Annotated in this window: 17 protein-coding genes; 10 read left to right on the forward strand and 7 right to left on the reverse strand. The window is 38.9% G+C overall.

The features are described from left to right. The first annotated feature begins 12 nt into the window (after window positions 1–12). Window positions 13–1,167 carry an iron-containing alcohol dehydrogenase gene (locus EVU92_RS08640; protein ID WP_130050877.1) on the forward strand — a complete coding sequence of 385 codons (1,155 nt, stop codon included), beginning with the start codon at window positions 13–15 and terminating at the stop codon, window positions 1,165–1,167. Window positions 1,168–1,312: 145 nt separating this feature from the next. Here the strand turns inward: EVU92_RS08640 and EVU92_RS08645 are convergent, their stop codons facing one another. Beyond that, window positions 1,313–1,786 (reverse strand): YqhA family protein, encoded by a 474-nt coding sequence (locus EVU92_RS08645; RefSeq protein WP_130050878.1) that lies wholly within the window; start codon window positions 1,784–1,786, stop codon window positions 1,313–1,315. 190 nt (window positions 1,787–1,976) lie between these two features. Between EVU92_RS08645 and EVU92_RS08650 the strand changes: the two genes are divergently transcribed. Beyond that, window positions 1,977–2,720, forward strand: a complete 744-nt coding sequence (locus EVU92_RS08650) for a hypothetical protein (RefSeq protein ID WP_130050879.1) — start codon at window positions 1,977–1,979, stop codon at window positions 2,718–2,720. 48 nt (window positions 2,721–2,768) lie between these two features. On the opposite strand, the gene EVU92_RS08655 is transcribed toward EVU92_RS08650, so the two are convergent. Together EVU92_RS08655 and zigA are read right to left on the reverse strand one after the other, a co-directional pair. After that, complete coding sequence (locus EVU92_RS08655) at window positions 2,769–3,437, reverse strand: DUF1826 domain-containing protein (protein WP_130050880.1); 669 nt, start codon at window positions 3,435–3,437, stop codon at window positions 2,769–2,771. Then, window positions 3,437–4,633 (reverse strand): zinc metallochaperone GTPase ZigA, encoded by a 1,197-nt coding sequence (gene zigA / locus EVU92_RS08660; protein ID WP_130050881.1) that lies wholly within the window; start codon window positions 4,631–4,633, stop codon window positions 3,437–3,439. The genes EVU92_RS08655 and zigA overlap by 1 nt, the downstream gene beginning before the upstream one ends. A gap of 436 nt (window positions 4,634–5,069) precedes the next feature. Between zigA and EVU92_RS08665 the strand changes: the two genes are divergently transcribed. From EVU92_RS08665 to EVU92_RS08690, 6 genes are all read left to right on the forward strand, one after another. Beyond that, complete coding sequence (locus EVU92_RS08665; RefSeq protein WP_130050882.1) at window positions 5,070–7,136, forward strand: catalase; 2,067 nt, start codon at window positions 5,070–5,072, stop codon at window positions 7,134–7,136. A gap of 64 nt (window positions 7,137–7,200) precedes the next feature. Beyond that, complete coding sequence (locus EVU92_RS08670) at window positions 7,201–8,175, forward strand: DNA topoisomerase IB (RefSeq protein ID WP_130050883.1); 975 nt, start codon at window positions 7,201–7,203, stop codon at window positions 8,173–8,175. Between the two features lie 140 nt (window positions 8,176–8,315). After that, the gene (locus tag EVU92_RS08675; RefSeq protein WP_130050884.1) at window positions 8,316–9,299 is read left to right on the forward strand and encodes a kelch repeat-containing protein; all 984 of its coding nucleotides are present in this window, start codon (window positions 8,316–8,318) and stop codon (window positions 9,297–9,299) included. A gap of 160 nt (window positions 9,300–9,459) precedes the next feature. Then, window positions 9,460–12,537, forward strand: coding sequence for an Ig-like domain-containing protein (locus EVU92_RS08680; RefSeq protein WP_130050885.1), 3,078 nt, complete (start codon window positions 9,460–9,462; stop codon window positions 12,535–12,537). 368 nt (window positions 12,538–12,905) lie between these two features. Beyond that, window positions 12,906–14,390 carry an alpha-L-fucosidase gene (locus tag EVU92_RS08685; RefSeq protein WP_130050886.1) on the forward strand — a complete coding sequence of 495 codons (1,485 nt, stop codon included), beginning with the start codon at window positions 12,906–12,908 and terminating at the stop codon, window positions 14,388–14,390. Window positions 14,391–14,596: 206 nt separating this feature from the next. After that, window positions 14,597–15,598, forward strand: a complete 1,002-nt coding sequence (locus EVU92_RS08690) for a family 43 glycosylhydrolase (protein WP_130050887.1) — start codon at window positions 14,597–14,599, stop codon at window positions 15,596–15,598. A 69-nt stretch (window positions 15,599–15,667) separates the two neighbouring features. Here the strand turns inward: EVU92_RS08690 and EVU92_RS08695 are convergent, their stop codons facing one another. Continuing rightward, window positions 15,668–16,480, reverse strand: coding sequence for a DUF2306 domain-containing protein (locus EVU92_RS08695; RefSeq protein ID WP_240701304.1), 813 nt, complete (start codon window positions 16,478–16,480; stop codon window positions 15,668–15,670). A 224-nt stretch (window positions 16,481–16,704) separates the two neighbouring features. On the opposite strand from EVU92_RS08695, the gene EVU92_RS08700 reads away from it, so the two are divergent. Continuing rightward, window positions 16,705–17,844, forward strand: coding sequence for a helix-turn-helix domain-containing protein (locus EVU92_RS08700; RefSeq protein ID WP_240701305.1), 1,140 nt, complete (start codon window positions 16,705–16,707; stop codon window positions 17,842–17,844). Here the strand turns inward: EVU92_RS08700 and EVU92_RS08705 are convergent. Continuing rightward, window positions 17,841–19,568, reverse strand: a complete 1,728-nt coding sequence (locus EVU92_RS08705; RefSeq protein WP_130050888.1) for a response regulator — start codon at window positions 19,566–19,568, stop codon at window positions 17,841–17,843. The genes EVU92_RS08700 and EVU92_RS08705 overlap by 4 nt on opposite strands. Before the next feature lies 1 nt (window position 19,569). Then, window positions 19,570–20,109 (reverse strand): heme NO-binding domain-containing protein, encoded by a 540-nt coding sequence (locus EVU92_RS08710; protein WP_130050889.1) that lies wholly within the window; start codon window positions 20,107–20,109, stop codon window positions 19,570–19,572. Window positions 20,110–20,301: 192 nt separating this feature from the next. Here EVU92_RS08710 and EVU92_RS08715 point away from each other — a divergent pair, with 192 nt between their 5' ends. Continuing rightward, the gene (locus EVU92_RS08715) at window positions 20,302–21,921 is read left to right on the forward strand and encodes a diguanylate cyclase (RefSeq protein ID WP_130050890.1); all 1,620 of its coding nucleotides are present in this window, start codon (window positions 20,302–20,304) and stop codon (window positions 21,919–21,921) included. A 22-nt stretch (window positions 21,922–21,943) separates the two neighbouring features. Here the strand turns inward: EVU92_RS08715 and EVU92_RS08720 are convergent, their stop codons facing one another. After that, entirely contained in the window at window positions 21,944–23,092 is a 1,149-nt protein-coding gene (locus EVU92_RS08720) for a hypothetical protein (protein WP_130050891.1), read from the reverse strand. Window positions 23,093–23,195: the final 103 nt, after the last annotated feature.

Below are 23,195 nucleotides of genomic sequence, written 5' to 3' on the forward strand. Positions count from 1 at the left end.
AGGGGCATTTAAATGTTGAACTTTATTTATAAAAATCAAACCGAAATTTTGTTTGGTAAAGGTCAAGTGAGTGAGATCACTTCACGTTTACCAGAAAACGCTAAAGTACTATTACTTTTTGGTGGTGGCTCAATAAAGAAAAATGGCGTATACGACCAAGCTATGAGTGCATTAGCCGATGTTGACGTTATAGAGTTTGGTGGTGTTGAACCTAACCCAACATACGAAACACTAATGCAAGCTGTGGCAACTGCTAAAGAGCAGAATGTTAACTTTATTCTAGCTGTTGGCGGTGGCAGTGTTATTGATGGCGCTAAGTTTGTTGCAGCAGCTTATAACTTTGCAGGTGAGCCGTGGGATATCCTTGTTAAAGGTGCTGAGTTTAGTAACCCGTTACCTATCGGTGCGGTATTAACTTTACCTGCAACTGGCTCTGAGAGTAACGGTAACTCAGTGGTTACTAAAAAAGAGACGTCACAAAAACGTGCTTTTTCATCACCGAGTGTGCAACCTGTTTTTGCAGTACTTGATCCTGAATATACTTTTTCGTTACCAGAACGCCAAGTAAGCAATGGTGTTGTAGATGCGTTTGTACACGTTATTGAGCAGTACTTAACTTACCCAGTAAACGCGCCATTACAAGACCGCTTTGCAGAAGGTATTTTACAAACCTTGATTAGCGAAGGGCCTAAAGCTCTGAGTGAGCCGCAAAACTATGATGTAAGAGCCAATGTTATGTGGTCGGCTACAATGGCACTGAATGGTTTGATTGGTCAGGGTGTACCGCAAGATTGGTCTACGCATATGATTGGTCATGAATTAACAGCACTTTACAATCTTGATCACGCCCAAACGCTGGCGATTGTTTTACCTGCGCTAATGCATGTTCAAAAAGAGCAAAAGTCTATTAAAATACAACAGCTTGGTGAGCGAGTATTTGGTTTTAATTATAGTGATGAAGCCGAACAAATCGATAAAACGATTAAAGCAGTGCAAGACTTCTTCGAAGCCATGGCTGTGAAAACACGCCTTGCTGACTATGACCTTGATGAACAAGCAATCGATGCGGTTGTTAAAAACTTAGAAAAGAATGAAATAACGACGCTAGGTGAACATGGTGACATTGACTTAGTAAAGGTTAAGCAGATACTAGCGCTTGCACTTTAGGGCTTAAATTTAAAGGCGTAACATAGTTTGTTACGCCTTTTTTAGTGCTTAAAAAATCGATTTACTTGAACGATTTAATGCCGCGATGAAAGAGCAATATCAGCTACGTTACCCTGATAAATAAACTAACGTAGGTGAGTGTTCACTATTTCATTGAGCGCCATGCAAAGGTCGAAGCGGCAACGACAATCGCAATAGAAATGCCAAGGTAAAGGGTTACTATTGTGCCGCCAAACTCAACGGCGTGCTCTAAAAATAGAATCACTAAAATGACAGATGTTACCTGTACTAAGGTAATTTTTAAGTCATGAAAATCTTCGATATGAAAGGCGGCCAAAAACTGGCTACTCTTTGTGGTTGCAGGCGAAATGAATAGCCGGTACAGGCTGATGGTAATAACTTGAAGAGTAATACCGATAAGTAATAAGTCGAGAATTTTTAAAAGCTCGACTATCATCTCTTTCCCTCCCTTAGCAGAGTCAGGCAATGATATAAGTGTCGTTTTAACAACATTAAAAACGATGTTCACACAGGTTATATAAACAAGTAATGACGAAATTGCTGTAGTGATAATCGCGATGATGACTAAAAACCGGCTATTTTGAAAAAGGCGCTCCATATCAGCTCACATATATAAATTTCTTTGTTATACGAAGCTTAGCTGGTTTTTCATTAAATACAGCACGTTCATTGGCTAAGGGGGCTTAACTTATTAGTTCTTTAAGTATTTACGAGCGAGCTCTGGTTATGTATAAGTTTAAGGAATAAAAAGGTTGCTTCTATTAAGCATTAATACAAAAGGGATTTTTATGGGCTCGATGGCTAAGCACTCACTAGAACTGGATTTAAATGATAAAAAATGGTTTCGATATGCAGCCTTTAAAGGAAAATCGTCACTAACCGAAGATTCATTAACAGAACTAGAATCTTTGCCAGGCTTAGCGACGTTATCAGGATGGAGCGAAGTGATTTTTGCGCTCATGGTATCTGCGATTTCGTTATCTAGTTTTTATTTAGAAGATGTTGTTAAACCATGGTTGGCTTTTTTAATTTGCCTTACAAGCTTTTTATTGGTGTTTATTACTAAGCGCGTCATGACTTACAAGAAGTATGGCTTTGGTTCTAAATGGGCAATGAGCATAAGCAAGGATGAGCTTAAAGTTGATAAGTTGACGTTTAAAAAGCACCAAAATCGTCCCATCACAATTGCTAAAAATGAAATCGCAGAGGTGTTATTTCACTATACGATGGATCTAAAACGCAAACGAAAGTTTGGCGAACCACGAGTTAGATTACCCACCTTGCAAGTGTGTGAAATTTACTTAAAAAATGGTGATACCCATGAAATTGACGGGATGCGGGTAGGGCTTTTTAACGTATTATATTTAATGGTTTTTCATGGCTACCCATTAAGCTTTAAAGGCACTTTTGCTGGTGGTGTAGGGAATGTCTTAATTTTGTTACTAAGGATGTTTGCTCTAACAGCGATTGCAAGTGCGCTTAGTATGCTTTTCATTAATTTAAAGCCATGTGCAGTTATAGCGTGTTCTTGAGTGAAATAGCGCCTATTAGAATTAATAGACGCAGCTGGTACGCTTGTATTAAGCAATAAAGTCGAGGGTTACAAGTAGCCGTTGTTCGCCAGCAGCAAGTGCAGGTGAGCGGTGCACAAGCCCTTTACCTTCGTTATCTTGCCAAGTTTCGCCTTTTAATAGGGCTACATCACCCTCATTAAGAGAGTGAATTTTAGTATTTGCTGTCATTAATCCTGATTCTTCATCGCTTAACCCTTGATGGCCAGCGCCAAGTTTAGTGCGATCAAGTCCTGCATTTTGCAACCATTGTGAACCACTACCACAATATGTACTGACTAACCGGCAAGGAACTCTGTCGACATGAAAACGTGGGCACATGGCACGTTCAAGTACTCTTAGGCGTAATCCGGTGCGCTTTAACTCAAATAAATAACAAAACATATCAACTAACTTTGCCAAATCAGCTTTTAACTCCTGCGCTGATGGAAGTTTTTCAAGGGCTTTATCAATGTCAGTTCGAATAGAATCCTCGTTGATCACAGCGTTTATACTGAGATCAGGATTGGCTGCAATACTCTCAGCTACCTCTTTTTGCAGCTGTTCAGCTAAGCTGCGCTGCCAAATTGCAATGTTATGCTCTGGTTTATAAATATGCGAAAACACCACAGGGCTTAATGCCGTTGCTACTGTTGTTGGTAAGTTATCAGTATCATGTTCAAATGCGTAAGCTGTCATTATGCTTCCTCCCAAACAGGAAATGGGTCGGGCAGGGTTTGCCAAAGCGCTTTGCCTGCTAATAGTTCATCGTCGCTGAGTAAGCAGTTATCGAGTGCGTGTGTGATCGCTGCTTGATTAAGGTTTTGGCCAATAAAAACCAGCTCTTGGCGCATATCACCAAAGGGTTCTTGCCATACTTGGTTAATTGAATCTAAGTATTCGATATCTGTTGGCCACTGATCTTTCGGTAAGGCTTTCCAAAAAATGCCGCCAAAACCATAGCGAGCAATGCCGCCTGCTTGATTCCATTGGCAGGCAAATTGCGGTCGAGAGGCTAACCAAAAATAGCCTTTGGAGCGAAGTAATTTGCCTTCGGGTTGATTGTTATGAATAAAGTTATAAAACTTCTCAGGGTGAAAAGGGCGGCGGGCCTCGTAAGTAAAGCTGCTAATACCGTATTCTTCGGTTTCTGGGGTATGCTCGCCGCGCAGCTCTTTTAGCCAGCCAGGTGCTTGCTGAGCTTTTTCAAAGTTAAACAGGCCTGTGCCGAGAATTGCATTGATATCAACTTGACCATTTTCAATGGCAATCAGCTCTGCAGAGGTATTTAATGAGCTTAAAATGGCTTTTAAACTCTCAAGTTCATCGGCGCTAATTAAGTCTGTTTTACTAATTAAAATGACATCGGCAAATTCAACTTGATCAATGAGTAAGTCGGCTACGCTTCGCTCATCTTCATCGCCTAAGTGCTCGTTGGTTTCTTGTAAAAACTTGGCTTCGTTAAAGTCTTTTAAAAAGTTAACGGCATCAACGACCGTGACCATGGTATCAAGCCTAGCAACATCAGAAAGTGATACGCCATCTTCATCGGCAAAGGTAAATGTTTCGGCTACAGGAAGAGGTTCTGAAATACCGGTTGACTCAATAACCAAATAATCAAATTGGCCTGTTTGCGCTAAAGCGCGTACTTCAATGAGTAAGTCTTCACGCAGTGTGCAGCAGATGCAACCATTGCTCATTTCTACTAGTTTTTCTTCGCCGCGGCTAAGCGAAACATCGTTTTTAACAGTCGCTGCATCGATGTTTATTTCGCTCATATCATTGACGATTACAGCCACTTTTTTTTCTTCACGGTTATTCAAAATATGGCTGAGCACAGTGGTTTTACCTGCACCTAAAAAGCCAGAGAGCACGGTGACGGGAAGTTTGCTCATGGTAGTGACCCTTAATTAGATTAAACAAAATCGTTAAATGTTTTGTTATAATATATCAATAAAGGTGCGGTTAGGAATAGCTGTTATGTATTAATGCAAGATAAAGATTCACGGTAGTGAAGTGTAATACGCAATCGCATTGCTGTTTATTAGTGAAATCTGAGCTTTTATTGTGTGCTTGCCAAAGAAGACGAAGTTAATAAATGCCGAATGTTGAGTGATTTTTATGGGGGGAAGGGTAAACCTAAAATAGGTGGTTCAGATTGTTTTAGCTAGAAAAAATTACACAAGTTGTGTAATAAGTTTAATTACAAGTTATTTAATTCCGTTTTAACTTGTTGATATTGTTTGTTTTAATTTTGGCTTTTTACTTGCTTATTAGTTTTCCTAAATTTACGTAATAACAATTTAACGAGTTTAAAATAAAGGGAAACTTATGCCGGAGTCATTTAAATATTCAGGTCAAAAGGGGCATGGTGGTGAGCTACATCAACATGCAAATAATCAGTATTCAACAATGACTACAGCACAAGGTTGTCCTGTTAGTGATAATCAAAATTCATTGTCAGCAGGTAAGCGTGGTCCAACATTAATGGAGGACCATATTTTTCGTGAAAAAATGTTTCATTTCGATCATGAGCGTATTCCTGAGAGGGTGGTGCATGCTAGAGGTTATGGGGCACACGGTTACTTTGAAACTTACGAAACACTTGAAGAGCTGACATGCGCGGATATATTTCAACGAAAAGGCGAAAAAACACCTGTATTTACTCGGTTTTCAACGGTCGCTGGTAGTAAGGGCTCACCTGACTTAGCAAGGGATGTGCGCGGGTTTGCTGTTAAATTTTATACAAAAGAGGGAAACTGGGATTTAGTTGGTAATAACATTCCTGTGTTTTTTATCCAAGATGCGATGAAATTTCCAGACTTGATCCATAGCGCTAAAGCTGAGCCTGATCGTGGTTTTCCGCAAGCGCAAACGGCTCATGATAATTTTTGGGACTTTATTAGTTTATCGCCTGAATCTATGCACATGGTCATGTGGGCAATGTCTGATAGAGCTATTCCACGTTCATTACGCTTTATAGAAGGATTTGGCGTTCACACATTTAAGTTTATCAATAAAAATGGTGAGCAAAAGTACGTTAAATTCCATTGGAAACCTAAATCAGGCATGCAATCAGTGGTTTGGAATGAAGCTGTTAAAATTAATGGAGCAGATCCTGACTTTCACCGTCGCGATATGTGGGAATCAATTCAAAATGGCGATTACCCTGAGTGGGAACTTGGCGTACAGGTATTTGACCAAGCTTTTGCTGATGACTTTGAGTTTGATGTATTTGATGCAACAAAGCTTATCCCTGAAGAACAAGTACCCGTTAAGATCATTGGTCGAATGGTTTTAGATAGAGTGGTTGATAATTTTTTTGCAGAAACAGAACAAGTTGCTTTTTGCACACAGAACATAGTTCCCGGAATCGATTTTACGCCAGATCCACTATTACAAGGGCGTAACTTCTCATATTTAGATACGCAAACCAAGCGATTGGGAGGGCCAAATTTCACTCATATCCCTATTAATGCACCTAAATGCCCAATGCACCACTTTCACCAGGATGGTCACATGGCAATGCATAACCCCAAAGGAAGAGTAAATTATGAGCCAAACTCTTGGCAAAGTGATGAAAACAATCCAAGAGAATGTCCTGTTCATGGCTTTAAAAGTTCTGATGAAGAAACGCAAGGTAGCAAGCTAAGGTATCGATCAGAAACCTTCAGCGATCATTACAGCCAAGCTAGGCAGTTTTATATAAGTCAAACTAAGATAGAGCAATCACATATTCAGGACGCATTGATTTTTGAACTTTCAAAAGTGGAACATTTAGCTATTAGGGAGCGTGTGGTGTCTCATTTACTAAATATTGATAGCGAGTTAGCTAAATTAGTGGCCTCTGGTTTGGGCTTGCAAACAATCCCTGACCCTGCTGAAGCTGCACTAAAAACTCGCCAAGATTTACCTGTATCTGATGCACTGAGTATTCAAAAAAGTGCTTTAAATACTTTTGAGGGAAGGAAGCTCGGTATTCTCGTTAGTGATGGCTTTGACGATCAGCTATTTAATTCATTAGTTAGTGAACTAAACGAGCAAGGTGCGAACTTTGAAATCATTGCAGCCCAGATAGGTGGAGCGAAAAGTTCTACTGGTGTTCATCTTGGAGCTGAGCAAGTTATTAACGGCGGCCCTTCTGTTTTGTATGATGCAGTTGTTTTACTGACATCAGAGGAAGGTGCTAAAGAGTTAATTAAAATTCCAGAGGCGAGAGATTTCGTTTCAGATGCGTACTCACACAAAAAGTTTATTGGTTTTACTGAAAGCTCTATGGAGTTGTTAAAAGCTGTTGGCTTAAATGGGAACCAAGACGACGGCATAATTAACCTAGAAACGTGCAAGGCATGTGACTTTCTTCAGACACTAACACAACTTCGTTATTGGCAACGATAACTCATCTTTCAAGGCGGGGGCTACTCGCCTTGAGTAATGATTATTTATATAGTGAGAAGGTGCAGTGAAATTAATTTATGTTGATGATAATTTGCCCGGTATTACTCGAAAAAGTCACTCTAAATGTTGGCTTTACTACGACCCTACAGGTAAGCGGATTAATGATAAAAGTGAAATCGCCCGTTTAGATGCACTAGCATTCCCTCCTGCATACAAAGATGTTTGGTTTTGTCCTGAGGAAAATGGCCATATCTTAGCAACTGGTTACGATACAAAGGGAAGAAAACAATACCTTTATCATCCAGATTTTAGAGAGCAGCAGGAACTAAAAAAGTTCGAAGTGTGTGAGCTTTTCGGAAATAAATTACCTTTACTTAGAGCAAAGTTAGCTGAATATTTAGAAGGTAATACACTTGACTATCAAAGGACATTAGCCGCAGTTGTTAGATTGATGGATTTAGGCTCTTTGAGGATAGGATCTAAACGAAACGCGAAAGAAAATAATAGTTTTGGAGCGACAACCTTACGTCGCCGCCATGCGAAGATAACAGGGAAAAATATTCGCTTAGAATATAAAGCTAAATCTGGCAAAGTGAGAGAGGTTAACCTTACAGATCGTGTTTTGAGCACCATTATTAAAGAGTTGCAAGATTTACCCGGACAAAACCTGTTTCAATACAAAGAGGATGGTGAATGTATTCCCGTAACTTCACGTGAAGTTAATCAATTTATTCAGCATGTAATGGGAGAGGAGTTTAGTGCAAAACACTTTAGAACCTGGCGTGCAAGTGTTTTAGCATTCGAAGCTTTTTATAATGCAAAGAAAAAGCTTCCTTTGTGCAACATGCTAGAAACGGTATCGAGCCATTTGGGTAATACGCCAACGATAGCACGTAATTCTTATATTCACCCGGCGCTTATTGATTTATGTAAAAAGGATGAAAACAGCCAGGTTGCTTTAAGAAAGCAATTAAAACTGCCCCGTAAAACGAAGTATTTGAATAGATACGAGCGAGGACTACTACTCTTTCTCAGCTAGTAGATTTTTCTATTGCTGGTAGTCAAGCAATGCCAATTCCTGATAACAACAATGACAGAATAAGTAAGACTATTTGGCAGTGTACTAATAAGTACGGCTGGCTTAACCTTTAGCTAATTAACTGCTTATTAAGGATTTATATGCGCTTAGCCACACGGTTGTTACCGCTTTTTATTACTTGTTTACCTTATACTTTATCGGCAAATGAAGTTTCAGCACCTGAGCTTCCTGAGGCTATACAAGAAATCTACCCTACAGTAATGAATCAACAAGTTTGGGTTGCAGGTGGTATCTCTACTGAACTGCCAGCATCAACGGGTAAGATGACTGCAAAAGTTCATTTTTGGTCACCAGAATACTTAAGTTGGCAATCCGCTCCCAGTTTGCCCGAGGGGCGTCATCATACTTATTTAATTGCAGTAGAAAAAAGATTATTTGCCTTCGGAGGTTTCGTTAATGCGCAAGGCCAATGGACCAATAGCCGTGATGTGTTAATGCTAGATGAAGGCGCTAAAGCATGGCAAAAAGTGGCGAGCTTGCCTTTTGCATTAAGTGAAACCGTAGGCGCAGTGTTAAATGGAAAAGTACATTTAGCCGGCGGCCGCAGCCCAAGCAGTGAGAAAAATGGACAATGGCAGCATAGTTTAGATGTTAGAGCGCATCTAGTCTTTGATCCTAAAAGCTTTACATTTACAGAAGCGGCACCTTTACCTTCAGCGAGAAACAGTGCGGCAAGTGCACAAGTAAACGGCCGGTGGTTTGTGCTTGGTGGCAGGACAGTAGGTGGCGAGCCAATCACAGAAATGCTCGAATACTTACCAGATACAGACATTTGGCAGGCACATGCAGCATTACCCAAAGCGCGTGCCGGGCATGCAGCGGCAGTTATTGATAATGCTATCTATGTGTTTGGCGGTGAACATAGCAAAGGGGTTGACCGCGAGGTTTTTAAATATGATTTAACCAAGCAGCAATGGGGCAAAGCTTTCGAATGGCAAACGCCTCGTCATGGCTTAGGGGCCATCACGTTAAAAGGCCAAATTTGGCTTGTGGGTGGCGCCACAAAAGTGGGATTGTCTGAAACAAGCAAAGCAGTGACTTCACTTAGTAAGCTTATTGACTAATAGTTTGCTTCTACTGAGATAGGTTTGGTTGAAAGTTCATAACCTAACTCTTGAATAAATGTCTCTAATAAAGGAAAATTGACCGCTTCGTCTCACAATAAGAAGATAAATTATTTGTTGTGAGTAAAAATAAAAATTATAAGCTGTTTAGGATAGGGAAATGACCAAGCTAACTTACCTTGCATTGCTACTTTGTTCGCAATCACTTTTAGCCACAGAAAATACGACACATTACAACCAATTTGGTGATGCGACACTTTTGAGTTCGCAACAGATTAACTACGACAAAACTTATTTTACTAGCCGCAATGAAAACAATTCGTATGCAAATTTAGACAGAGCTTCAAGGCTAAACTTATCCAATGCTCTTGCCGATGAAAGCCTAGAATTAACATCTGTATATCGTCGTTACTCTTTGGGTAATTCAACAGGTCTTAATGGTCTTTATTCTGTTGACTTGTACGGTAATGGCAATAAGCAAATTATTTCGGTGCAACAAAACGATTTTAATATTATTGAGTATAAAGACAATCAATATTCAGTCGTTGAAGGTTTCGATTCTCAGGATTACATCACTGATAGTACATTGGTAAAAAGCATTGCCGATGATACATATTATTTAATACTTATGACGAGCAATCAGATAGTAAAAATTAACTTACTAACAATGAAAGTCGAAAGTACAAAGGAAGTAATTTCTAGCCAATCAGTTATGGCAAGAGATATTAATAACGACGGTCAGGACGAGCTTATTGCTATTGCCAATAGCCAAATTTTAATACTAGACCAGTCAGACCTTTCAGTTATTTCCCAACTTGAGTATTACGGTAACAAATTTGTTGTTGGCTCGTTTACCGAACAAAATGTTCACGAATTAATGCTTGAAGATGGCAAGTTGTATCGTATCTCTGAAAATACAATAGATTATATAAAAACATTGAGTACTCAACTCACTGGTATCCATTTACAAAGTGTTGATACTAACCAAGATGGCTTAGATGAAGTAATCAATGGAAATGCTTGGTACTCGATTGAACTAATTAGTCCAAATACAGACAGTATTGTGTGGACAGCGAATAGCGATTTAGATATTTCAAGAGTTATAGTTGCAGATATCAATAATGATGGCGCCCAAGACCTCGTATATGGCGATGGTCAATGGGGACAAATACATGCTTTGTCTTTAAGTACAGGTCAGGAGTTTTGGCAGATCAATAACCCTGAACACAGTGTTTCAAGTATTTTGGTGGACGATTTTAACCTAGATGGCAAAACAGATATTGCGTGGGGAGCTGGTTATACGTCTTCAGGTAGTGATGGGTTTCATATTTATACTGTTGAAGACAAGTCTAAGCAATGGTCGCAAACGATCTTTAGCTATTCGCAGTTTTTATTAGGCCTTGCTGATATTGACGGTAAAGGTGGAATTGATGCCATTTTTTCTGAAAATGGCACAAATAAACTTCAAATTGTCGATATCGAAACAAATGAGCAATTGCTAACTAACGTTGATTTAACAGATGGCTGGAATGATTATCAGTATGTGGTTACAGCTGATTTATTCAATGATGGTAAAAACTATTTAATCGTAGCAGGGTCAGAAACTTACACAGGAAACATACAAGTATTTTCGCCAGAAAATGGAAACTTACTGTACACGGTACCTTTTGAAAGTGGTGACCAAATTTCAACGATTGAAGCCTATGATATCAATCAAGATGGTTTCTTAGAGCTAATTGTTGGCAATGGCGCATCGCATACCGGAAGTGAAGGCTCTTATATACGAGTTTTTAACGGACAAACCGGTGAACTAATTAAGCGTTCACCTCGTTTACAGGACTTTTGGAGTGGGGTTTCTGGCATAGTTGCAGGCATAGATACACAAGAAAGTAATAAAGAACTATTTGCTTTAACCGCTAACCAATTAGTTAAATATAACTACACTGATAATAGTGTAACTAATTACTCTTTAAACGGCAGTTTTAAGTCGCTAGAGGGGGTTGTTATCGGTGGTAAAAAAGCACTCTATGCTGCTGATCAATATGGTCTTTTATTCTCTTTGACAGAATCAGGAGAAAAGTCAGAAGTTGCGAAACTATGTGACAATTCATTAAACAATATAGTGTCTACACGCGCAGGCTTCATTTTATTTAGTTGTGAAGATAAGTTTGGAGAGTATGACTTAAATAATGATGAACTGCTTTATGAAATAGCGCGTGCAAATCAACGCAGTTCTATCGTGAGTGCAACTTATAATGGTGTGGACTATTCATTGCTTTCAGGGAAGTCTATAGAGGTATTCTCGAATGAAGCGGCAGAACCTTTAGCTAAACCGCAAGATAGCGAGATCACATCTCATGTACTTGCGCCAGTCGAAGTTAATCTTAATTTAAGTAATATTGATTTTGTGGTATTTGAAAATAGCCCTAGCCTTGGTCAATTAACATTTATTGATCGTCAAACTGGACAGTTCACATATACCCCTAACGGCACTGTAGGTGTTGATGAATTAGCGTTTTATACAGTAAAAGGCCGTTCACGCTCTGAGCTAGCAAAGTTTAAAGCTACGTTAACTAATCAGGCTCCGGCCGTTGAAAACTCTACGATTACAACGCACTGGAATACACCTTTGATACTTAATCTGCCTGCTTCAGATGCAGACGATGAGCCGCTTATTTTTACTGTAAAAAATGAGCCTCAGCATGGTCAAATTGAGTTACTTGATCAAAATACGGGTGAAATAAAATACACGCCGAGTGGTGAATCATTACAGCCTGTTTCAATTACTTTTACCGCGAAAGATTCACTTGAAGAGACTGCGCTTGCCAATGTTGTTGTTGAATTAACAAATACAACACCAAAGGTTACAAATTTAAGTTATGAAACTTATTATTCAACGGTAGTTAATGGTCGTTTTATTGGCAATGACGAAGATAGTGATAAGTTAGAATTTGAACTAGTAACGAGCCCAAGTACTGGTGAGCTTAGTTTTGATAAGGATACTGGATTATTTGTCTACGAACCGGCAGGGGAGTCTTCTTACTCAGTAAACTTTAGTTATCGAGCAAAAGATAAATTTGCTTCATCAGATACTAAAACTGTAGTTATAGATATTGTTGGTAAAGCAGACAATTCTGGGTCAAGCTCTGATTCCGGCTCAGACTCAGGCGGTAGTATGTATTACTTAATGTCTTTGTTACTTGCTATGGTTGCGTGTAGACGTAAACTTAAAGTTTAGACATTATAAACTAATTGAATTTTGTAGGTGCTGTACCAATTAAATTGGTACAGCATTTTTTTGAAAGGTTAGCCTTACAAAAAAGACTCCTGAGAAGGCTTTAGTGTAGGTTCATCACCTACAACATAATTATTTAGAAGTTCAGCCGATAACTAAAGCGCTAACATTTTTACTAATCTAATGTTTGTCTACGAATCAGAAAATTCACATAGTACAAGGTTTTTTAATGTCTAATTTTCAACTACTTAATCTTTTACTATTGAGTGATGTAGCGAATTGGATGACGATTTCCTAGAGCAAGCTTATTGTTGATTAAATGTAAATGGTTAAACTCGTGCAAGTGTCAGCTTTCATGTGGTTTAGTAGTGATGAAAAGTCGCTCCTCTAAAGTTATATTTGTTATTACAGTAGTCATTGCCAGTTTAAGTTCGAGTGCATCCCAGTTACCAGGCGAAGTTAACTGGATGAAAGATGCAAAGTGGGGGATAAGTCATCATTACCTTGCTGGAGGTACTCTAGATAATGCATGGTATAAAATAACAGACTACAACGAATGGAATCACTACGTTAATGGTTTTGATGTCAACGATTATGCAGATAAAGCAGTCAAGCTTGGTTATAGCTATGTAATTTTTACGATTACTCAAAATAGAGGTTATTTATCGACCCCGAGTGATATTTACGACTTACACTCGCCAGCATGCCCAAGCAAAAAAGTTGCGCCTGGTTGTATCACCCAAGTTAACTCAAATCAGGCTGATTACACGCCAACCCGTGACCTTGTTTTGGATTTAGCCAAAGCACTTAAACGAAAAGGCATTAAGCTAATTGCTTATATACCTTCGCACTTAGGGGATAGGTGGACGGGTACAAAAACCAAAGCACCTTACCCTGATTGGTTTATAACCGGTTTTATCAGCGAAAGATCACAGGCTTGGGGAGCCAACATCGCTGGCTGGTGGTTTGATAATTGGTTTGAAGCAGATGAATCGAAACAAAAACTCGAGGCAAAGAATGCTTATTTCGTTGCTGATCAACTTGCTCAGTCTGTTCGAAGTGGCAACCCAAATGCGACGATCAGTTTTCATGCTGGTGATGAGCATAGCTTTGCACCCAAAGAACCACACAGCCAATACACATCAGGTAAAACTAACGAGTTACCTAAGGCACCTTCTTCTAAAAAAGTCATAACAGCTTTAGGTTCAAAAGTGCAGTGGCATGGATTTACCTATACCTCTTTAGGGGGATGGGGACAAGTAAAGAGCAGCTTAAAGTATTCGAACACAGAAATAGCTAACAGAGTAAAGCTAATTGTTGATGAAGGTGGGTTGATAACGTTAGATGTGGCTATCAATGCCGATGGCAGCTGGATTGCTGATCGTCTGGTGCAAATTCAGACTATTGGTAATGCACTTGGCACAACAAGTGACACCACCTATTCAAGCCTCGAGTTGGTAAATGATGATGATCCAAGGATACGTTATAGCGAAAGTGGATATTGGATCAGCGCGAGCCAAACAAATATGGGTGAGTATATGCAAGATAGGCACATTACAATGATTAATGGTGCTTACTTTAGTTATGATTTCCAAGGTTCAAGTATTGTATTTGCTACATCAAAAGCTGCTGATCAAGGTACTGTTGAGATTCTCATCGATGGTCAATATCAAGGACAGTTTTCAACTTTTGATGAAAATAACTTCCGTCAAGTGCAAAGTATTATATTTGAAAAACATGATTTATCAGCTGGAGCACACACTTTAATAGTGAAAAAGGTATCGGGTGACGTAATGGCAGTTGATCTCGTCTTATCTAAAAAACCTAAGAGGAGTTTTAAAAAAGACTCGTTTTAGTGATCCCAAACAAAGGGGGGAAGCCCCCTTTTTCCATAAATGTTTGATAACGAGCTAGGTTCATACTTTTTAATTCCTCGTACATTGAAACTCACAGAGCAGCTTACATTTCTTTTCACTGTCTGTTAAAAATAATGTTATATTTGTGTTCTCGCTAAAAAGTAATAAAATAATACAAATTATAAATATAACGATCAGGTTTCAAGATGACATTACAAACAAACAGTCCGTTAGTAGAGCAGCGTGCCGACCCATTTGTGCATAAGCACAGCGATGGTTTTTATTATTTTACAGGTTCTGTACCAACTTATGACCGTATTGAGCTTCGTAAGTCTGAGACATTAGAAGGTTTAAAAGATGCTGAAACCTTTGATATTTGGTTTAAACACGACAGCGGACCAATGAGTCGTCATATCTGGGCGCCTGAAATTCATTATCTTGATGGCAAGTGGTATATCTACTTTGCAGCCAGTGAAGAAGATGATATTTGGGCGTTACGTCCATATGTACTTGAGTGTAAAGGTCAAGATCCACTTAATGATGAGTGGGTTGAACTTGGCATGATGCAAGCTGCTGAAGGTGATGAAAAGTCGTTCACTGACTTTTCTTTAGATGCCACCATTTTTGAAAATAACGGTAAGCGTTACTTCTGCTGGGCAGAAAAAACAGGTGGCCAATTTGCTGCATCAAACCTTTATTTAGCTGAAATGGAATCACCAATTAAACTAAAAACTGCACAGTTTATGCTGACTACGCCTGATTACGATTGGGAGCGCGTGGACTTTTGGGTTAACGAAGGCCCCGCAGTTCTAAAACATAACGGTAAAATCTTCATTGCTTTCTCTGCAAGCGCAACGGGTGCATGCTACTGCATGGGCTATATGGAAGCAGATGAAAATAGCGATTTACTTGATCGCAATTCGTGGACTAAAACACGTACGCCAGTGCTAGAGACGAATATTGAAAAGAAAACCTTTGGTCCGGGTCACAACTGTTTTACTGTTGCTGAAGATGGTGAAACGCCACTGTGTATTTACCATGCTCGTGACTATGAGCACGCAGTGGGTGAGCCGAGTGTGGTGCCAAAAACAGACACCCGTCCACTTGAGGAGATTATAAAAGATCCTCTTTATGATCCAAACCGTCACGCACGTGTGTTAGAAGTGAAGTACGACGAAAATGGTCGCCCGTTATTTGAACTCTATTAACTTTATAGAGCCGTAAACTCAGATCATAAAGCCACCTACTTGGGTGGCTTTTTTAGCTTTAAAGCTTGGTTAAGCAATGATAGCGGGGTACCAGTTTGCCAGCGTTACTCCAAATAAACCGATTAAGAACACGACAGATATAAACGCCATCAAACATGCCGTTCCGATTGTAATAAATTTATGGTTAGTTTGTTCTGCATAGCGGACAAGCTCGGCTATGAAAAGAGGTATCAGGTAAGAGCAAAGACTAACGGCAAGCACGGCAGGTCCTGTGAATGTTTTGCTATCGACCCCTAAGCTGCCAAATACTAAAAACCATGCAAATATCAGTAATCTAAAAAACAACACACCATTAGCAGCGAGATATAAACGTATCGCCCAAGTTTTATGCGCATTGAAGTTACGAGCCCGCGCAGTTTTCACTGCAAATAGACTTGAGATGATAACCACTAAGCCGCCAAACATTGTCAGCGCATGCATCAAGGTGTTACCAACGGTGCCTCTTACTATCATTAAATACATGCCGGCAAATGAAATACAGCAAGCTAAAATAACGAATACACGGCCATTATATCGATGAAAGGTTTTGTATTTTGCACGTAATTTTTCAATAAGCTGTAAGCTTCCGCCAAGAATCATCACTACAGCAAATAATACATGCACTGCATACATCAAATTCCCCGTGGTATCATTTGCTACATAAGCGGTGTTGTTAAGTCGATTCCAACCAGATAGACCTGTGGTCATACTTGTCACTCCATAACCAAGAATGAGATAACCCACAAAGCAAATTTGTGCCAGTAATAAGCAAATAAACCAAAGCTTTTTACTGTATTTGAGCGCCTTCAAAGGTGTAAGTTTGCTATTTTTGTTAAACATCATCAATTCCATTACATTTTGCTAATACCGCAAATATAAAGGGCTAGAGAAATATTTCTTATCAAATTCGGAATTTGATCAATGAAATATTGTGTTTATTTATGACCGCCAATGCAGGGTTTGACACATTCACTAACAAACTCTTTTTGCCATGTTGATTTTGAAAAAGTAAACTTACCTGATTGGTAAATTATTCATCAAACTCCCAATTTAAGGTATGCAGAGTTATGCAAAATACTTCCCCTTATTACTTACTCGTTTTTGTTTGTATGGGGCTAATGTTGCTAAATGGCATGAAAAAAGATAAGCAGCTTATTCATTATCTGTTTGCTGTCTTTTGTGGTTCGCTTTGCATGGTTGGGGTGCAAAAAATCAGTGCACCGAGTATTGGTGTTTACAGCTATTTAATCGGTTTATTTACTTGTGCAACATGTAATATGTCTTGGCTTATATCACGCACTTTGTTTCGTGAGCACAAGCCTTTTTCCATGGTGCATATTGCTGTAGCCAGCACTATTGCAGGTTTGATTATGTTTAATCAAACTTGGCATTATTTGGTAAGTGTTGATGCGCAGATTTTCCCAGATAGCCAATTCATGTGGCGTTTAAAGCAAGGTATGGGTGAAATAACTGTGCTGCTATCTTCGAGTATTCTGGTGCTGTCCTTTTGGGAAGCATTACGAGGCTATAAAGGTAAAACACGAACGCAAAAGTGGCAGGCAACTATTTTTGCTAGTTGTTACTTTTTAGCAGTATTTAATGCCAGCATACTGCCTAAGTTTTTATTTAGTGAAAGCGAATTTCAACAGTTTGAGCCACTTATAATTACCTCATCCGCCTTGTTAATCGTACTTGCAATGCAGTTAGTGATGTTTTTGCAAAAGCGTCCCCATCCTTGTGTAACTGAATCTGCTGAAATTGAAGAGGTGAACTCTGAAAGGGCAGTTCAAGCTACTAAAAAAATTGAGCCGTCAGAAAATAGAGAAATAGAGCCTGAGCTGACCAAGGGCATAGAAGCACTTATTATTAAGCAACAGGTTTATTTGCAAACTAATTTGAAAATTTCTGACTTTGCACAAGCTTTAGCAGTACCTGAGTATAAAATTAGCCGCGCTATTCGTCATCATTTTAAAGCCACTAATTTTAATTTATTTATTAATCAGTATCGAGTAAAGCATGCGCAAATGCTGCTCCTAAAAGACGAAGCAAGTCATTGGAGCATTCTAAGTATTGCACTTGAAAGTGGTTTTTCTTCGCTTGCTACTTTTAATCGTGTTTTTAAAAGCAGTGTAGGGATAAACCCCAATGAGTTTCGTAAGCAAAACGGCTCGTTAGCAGAACAAAAATTAATAGAGCTCGCTGATTAGGGTTGTTTTTGGCTTAAATGTGCTGCAATTACTTCAAACATGTTTTGTACTTCTATAGGCTTGGCTATGTAACCTTGCATCCCCGATTCTTTGGCTTTAGTTATGTCGGCTTCCATAGTATTGGCAGTCATGGCGATAATAGGAATATGGGCATACTTTGATTGCTTTTTAATTTTATTAGCAGCGGTATAACCATCCATTTTTGGCATTTGGCAGTCCATTAAAATACAATCGAAAGAGTCTTTTTCGACAGCTTCAATGGCCGCTATGCCATCCTCGGCGACATCAACAATAAATCCATTTGAGCGCAGTATTTGCGATGCGACTTGTTGGTTGAGGGGGTTGTCTTCAACAAGCAGTATTTTTGAGCCAGCAAACTTTTTAAAGCATGTGTTGTCTACACTGTTATCTTTTTTCGTGGCGATACCCATAACATGCTCAAGCGTTTTGAGTAGATTTCCTTTAATAATTGGCTTTAATAATATTTCTTCAACGGTTTTATTAAGTGTACTAAGGGTGTTTTTAACCTCTTGGTTTTCATAAGAAGCGAGAATAATGGTTTTTGTAATGTCGATAGAAAGCTGCTGTTTGAGATTCTCCAAAATGTTATTTTGCTCATAGTTTAGAACATGCCAGTCTAAAAAAATAAAGTCATAGTCATGGCTAATACTGATTTCTAACAGTCTTTCATCTTTACAGTTAATAGTATGGGTGTTGATTTCTAATGTATTGAGCATATTCCGTAAAACTGCTTCAGGGCGGTTGCTTTGTTCAATAATAAGAGCATGCTTTTGTTTAAAAACGTTTGTGTCGTGAGTACTTTGTTTGGATGATTTAGCGAATGACACTGTAAAACTAAAGCAACTGCCTTTGTTTAATTGGCTTTTAACCTCAATGTTACCTCCCATAAGCTCGAGGATCTTTTTGCTAATAACAAGGCCAAGGCCTGTACCACCAAACTTACGTGTTGTAGAAACATCGGCTTGTGAAAAGGGCTTAAACACATTAGTTACTTGCTCCTCAGACATGCCAATACCTTGATCAATCACCTGAAAATTAATACAAATACTTTTATTTGTTTGTGACTCTATCGCCATTTTAAGCATAACGTTTTTCTGATTTGAAAACTTAATTGCATTACTCAGTAAATTTAATAAAACTTGATTGAGCCTAAGAGTGTCACCGATTAAAAACTCAGGAATGCCATCATCAATATCAAAGATTACTTCAGTGTTATTTTGCTCAATTAAACTACTGACTAGATTTGCTAGATTTGCGAGGAAGTCATTTAGATTAAAATCACTATTTTCAAGTTCGAGTTTATTGGCTTCTATTTTAGAAAAGTCGAGAATGTCATTGATAACACCAAGCAACGATTTAGCTGAAAGCTGGATTTTTTCGACGTAATCATACTGTTTGTCAGTCAAATCGCTATTGAGAGCTAGGTGGGCCATACCTAAAATTGCATTCATAGGTGTGCGGATTTCATGACTCATATTTGCTAAAAACATCGATTTAGCTTGATTGGCGGCATCGGCTAATTCTTTTGCTTTATTTAAATCTTGGGTGCGAGTGATGACTTCTTTTTCTAGATTTTCGGCCGCATGTTTTAGCGTCATATTTGCTTCATATAACTCTAAGGACTTCTGTTCTAAAAGTGCTTCGGCTTCTTTTCTGGCCTTGCGCTCTCGTTCTATTCTTCGTTTGTAGAGTTCTTCATCCACATTAAGCTTCTTTTGTTAGGGTAAAAATGGCAGATTGGAAGTTTTCGTCAATCTCGCTTTTAACTGTAATTACTTCATTAAAATGTTCACAGGCTCCCTCAATCAAGCCCTCAGCTAAACAAGCAAATGGGTTACCTGAGCGATAAAACATTTTCATCTCGTTCTTGCTAATTCGTTTTGTTTCAAAACTTGGTAACTCAGCATCGTGGTAGAGCTTTTTAACCTCAATATGCACGTGCCGGTCGATGGTATCAAGGAAGTCAAAAGTGCTTTCGACATTATTAAAGAAGTGTGGAAACAAAACAAAAAAGCGTTTTAACAAATACTTACCGTAGGCATGAACCAGCTCATTAACAGGTTTATTGATATGTCTGCTTAATGAGCTGACCAACATTAGCAGTTCTTTATTGTCGTAATTTCCAACGCTGGTGTAGGCGCCGTTTGAAGGAAGTGAGTTTTCTTCAATGATTTTGTCAGCCACCTCAAAAGAAAACTCATTTTCAACCATTTCTAAAAACTCGGTAAAGACGATACCTTTCATAAAGTAACTCAATAAAACGTCATACTAAAAGTTTAGATACAAACAAGGGTTTTACAATTTCTCTACTTACAATTTTTGTGTGGCTAGAGCTTTTAATTTGATTATTAATTAAAGGCTAGCAAGCAAACCTACTAAACAAGGTTATACTTTTTAATACTATCGTCTTTAAATTGCAGTTTGGTTTGGTATTTTATGGTGATTGGCTCGAGGATAAGAAAACGCTTATTGCTCGCTTTTACAGCAGCGTGTATTGCTATTTTGCTTGCGCAAACAATCATCAGGCAATTATGGATATTGCCAACCTTTGAAGCGATGACAAAGCAAAACGATAGGATTGATATTCAGCGAGTGGAGTCTCAACTTCAGCAAGAGATTGATGCGCTGTCAAAAATGGTTTTTGATAGCTCCGCTTGGGATACCATGTATGTGGCAGCGTACGAACGTGATACCCAGTGGTTTAATGATGATTATGTTATTGCTGACGCACTGCAACGTTTAGACGTGAATGGTTGGTATTTATATGATACGCAGGCAAATATTATCGGAGGTGGCAGTTTTAATAATGATTATCTGACTTACTCACCAAAGATCTTAGAAACCTCCCATTTGTTGAAAGAAAACGACTTAATAGTCTTATCTGATGATATAGCTAATAGCCAATCAGCGTTAGTTCATAAAGTCCGATTTATTACGATAGACAAATCTCCAGTCCTGACAATTGCTTACAATGTAACGAAGTCTGATGGCTCGGGTAAATTTGTAGGGACTTTGCTGCTGTGGAGCTTTATTGATGAAGGTTTTGTAGAAAATTTAACCCCAGGGTTAGCAAATGATATTCGCTTTTATGGCACGGACGAAGTGTTTAAATATAAAGATCATTTAACCAGAGTATTTGGTGATAATCGTAGCGTAATGGGTGCTTCCCAACATAATCGGCGTCTTTACTTAGGAGTTAATGACCAAAAGGGTAACTTGTTATTTGTACTTTCTATTAAATCGCGTGAGCGTACTTACGATCGAAGTTTGTTTGATAGCTCTTTAATCACTGGGTTATTTATTTCTGGCTCAGTGTTTATTTTGTTTTATTTATATATAAATCAACAGGTTTTGAAACCACTTAGAAAGCTTTATACATTAGTAAATTCAGCAATAAGCAATAACGATTTTAGTGCTAGAGACGAGTATTACGGTGATAACGAATTACACCAGCTCGGAAGGGGAATGAATGAGTTATTTACTCTGATTGAAAACCAACGTGAAGAAATATTTCTTCGCCATGAGAAGTTAAACCATATCAGTAATACAGACTCAATGACGGAGCTTGCTAATCGTAGGGCTCTAGATAAACACTTTGCAAAGCTTGCCAGTGATGCTGTATCAGCTAAACAGCCTATTTCATTGATCGTAGCTGATATCGATCACTTTAAACTCTACAATGACTTTTATGGGCATGATCAAGGTGACAAAGCGCTATGTGAGGTTGCCAATCTCCTAAAAGATAATACCAACCCAGACAATCACTTTGTTGCTCGATATGGCGGCGAAGAATTTGTAATTGTGCTCAGTAATACTGATAAGCAGGAGGCACTCAAAGTGGCAGAAACCCTGCGTAATGCTGTTGAATCAGCTCACATTACCCACCAAGGTCGCGAAGACTTAAGCTATGTTACTTTATCGATTGGCATTGCCAGTAAAGCCACTAATGAGGCGTTTGATTCAGATAGTTTATTTAAAATAGCTGATAATGCGCTATATAAAGCCAAAAAGCAGGGGCGCAATTGCTGTGTTGCTGGTGAGAAAGCTCAGCTATAGTCTAATAGCTGAGCTTTATTTTTTAAATTGCAACTAAGCTTTGCTCAAGCATTGCTTTAATTTGCTTAACAATTTTAGCTTCTGTTTCTGGCTCAAATTGTTGAATACGTGGGGTGTGAATATGCCCTGTAGGGATGTCTGAATTAAGCTCATCGCGCAGGCGAATACTACGGTACGAAATTTCATTGGATAAGTAGCCGCCGCCACCGCCTTTTACCGCAATCGCACCTTCTAATTCTTTAAGTGATTTTGGCTCAAATGCTTTTTCAAGTGTAACGACTTTGTGGTTGTCGTTAATTATGAATGGCCCTTTAGCTTGTTGCATTTGCTTAACTGGTAAGCTGAATAACACAAATTCGTTACCAGGTAGTGGGCGGCCATTAAGGCTTGAAACCTTTGGGGCAGTGGCTGTGCCACCATAGATTATATTGGCGTTATCTGGCGCTGTTACACTGCGACGCTTACCTGGGAAGCGTTCAAGATCAAAGTCTTCTCTGCCCATACTGATAGTGGCGATCATATCGACATTATTAAGTGCGTAATAAGGTGCAAATAATGATTCGATGATACCTTGATCAAAGTCTTCATAGCGTACTGGCACCATCACTGTATTAATCTCAGCGCTTATGCCTTTGTAATTTATAACTTGGCCATCAAGTAACAGGGCTGCGACACCTGACGGGTTGCTTTGATTAATATTTTTATCCAATAAGAAAGGATCAAAACCTGTAATCAAAATACGTTTATCGGTTTTTTTACTGTAATCAAGCTCTGTTCGGCCTCGGCTGCCATTTTCAAGCCTTGTTAATAATGCGGTTTGTTCACTGTCTGTCATTGCAAACTTTGGTTTGCTGGTGCGAATAATCTTGCTTGAAAGTAAACGTGCCCAATACAGTTCGCGGTCGTCGAAACTGTTAGTTTTAATAATGCGGGCTTTCGCATCTCGCCATAATTGCTTGGCGTAGTCATCGATAAGGTCACTCGCCTGCTGGTAACTTGTGGTAGCTTGCCACTGTTTTTCAAATTGGTTTACTTCATCAGCAAAAGCATTCAACACCTTTGGCATGGCTTTGCTGGCTTTTTCAATACGCAGTTCTTCAACGGTTAAATCGGCTGCAAATGCAGAAAATGACGAGGCGATTAAGCTGGTGGCAAGTAAAACTTTTTTCATGATAATCCTATTTAGTTACAGCACGTTTAGTAGGCTTGAGTTAACTATCCTATGGATAAAAGCCCAGCGCAAATAAAATCGCTCAATACAGAACTGGAATAAA

The sequence above is a fragment of the Pseudoalteromonas sp. MEBiC 03485 genome (assembly GCF_004195145.1).
GTDB lineage: Bacteria > Pseudomonadota > Gammaproteobacteria > Enterobacterales > Alteromonadaceae > Pseudoalteromonas > Pseudoalteromonas apostichopi.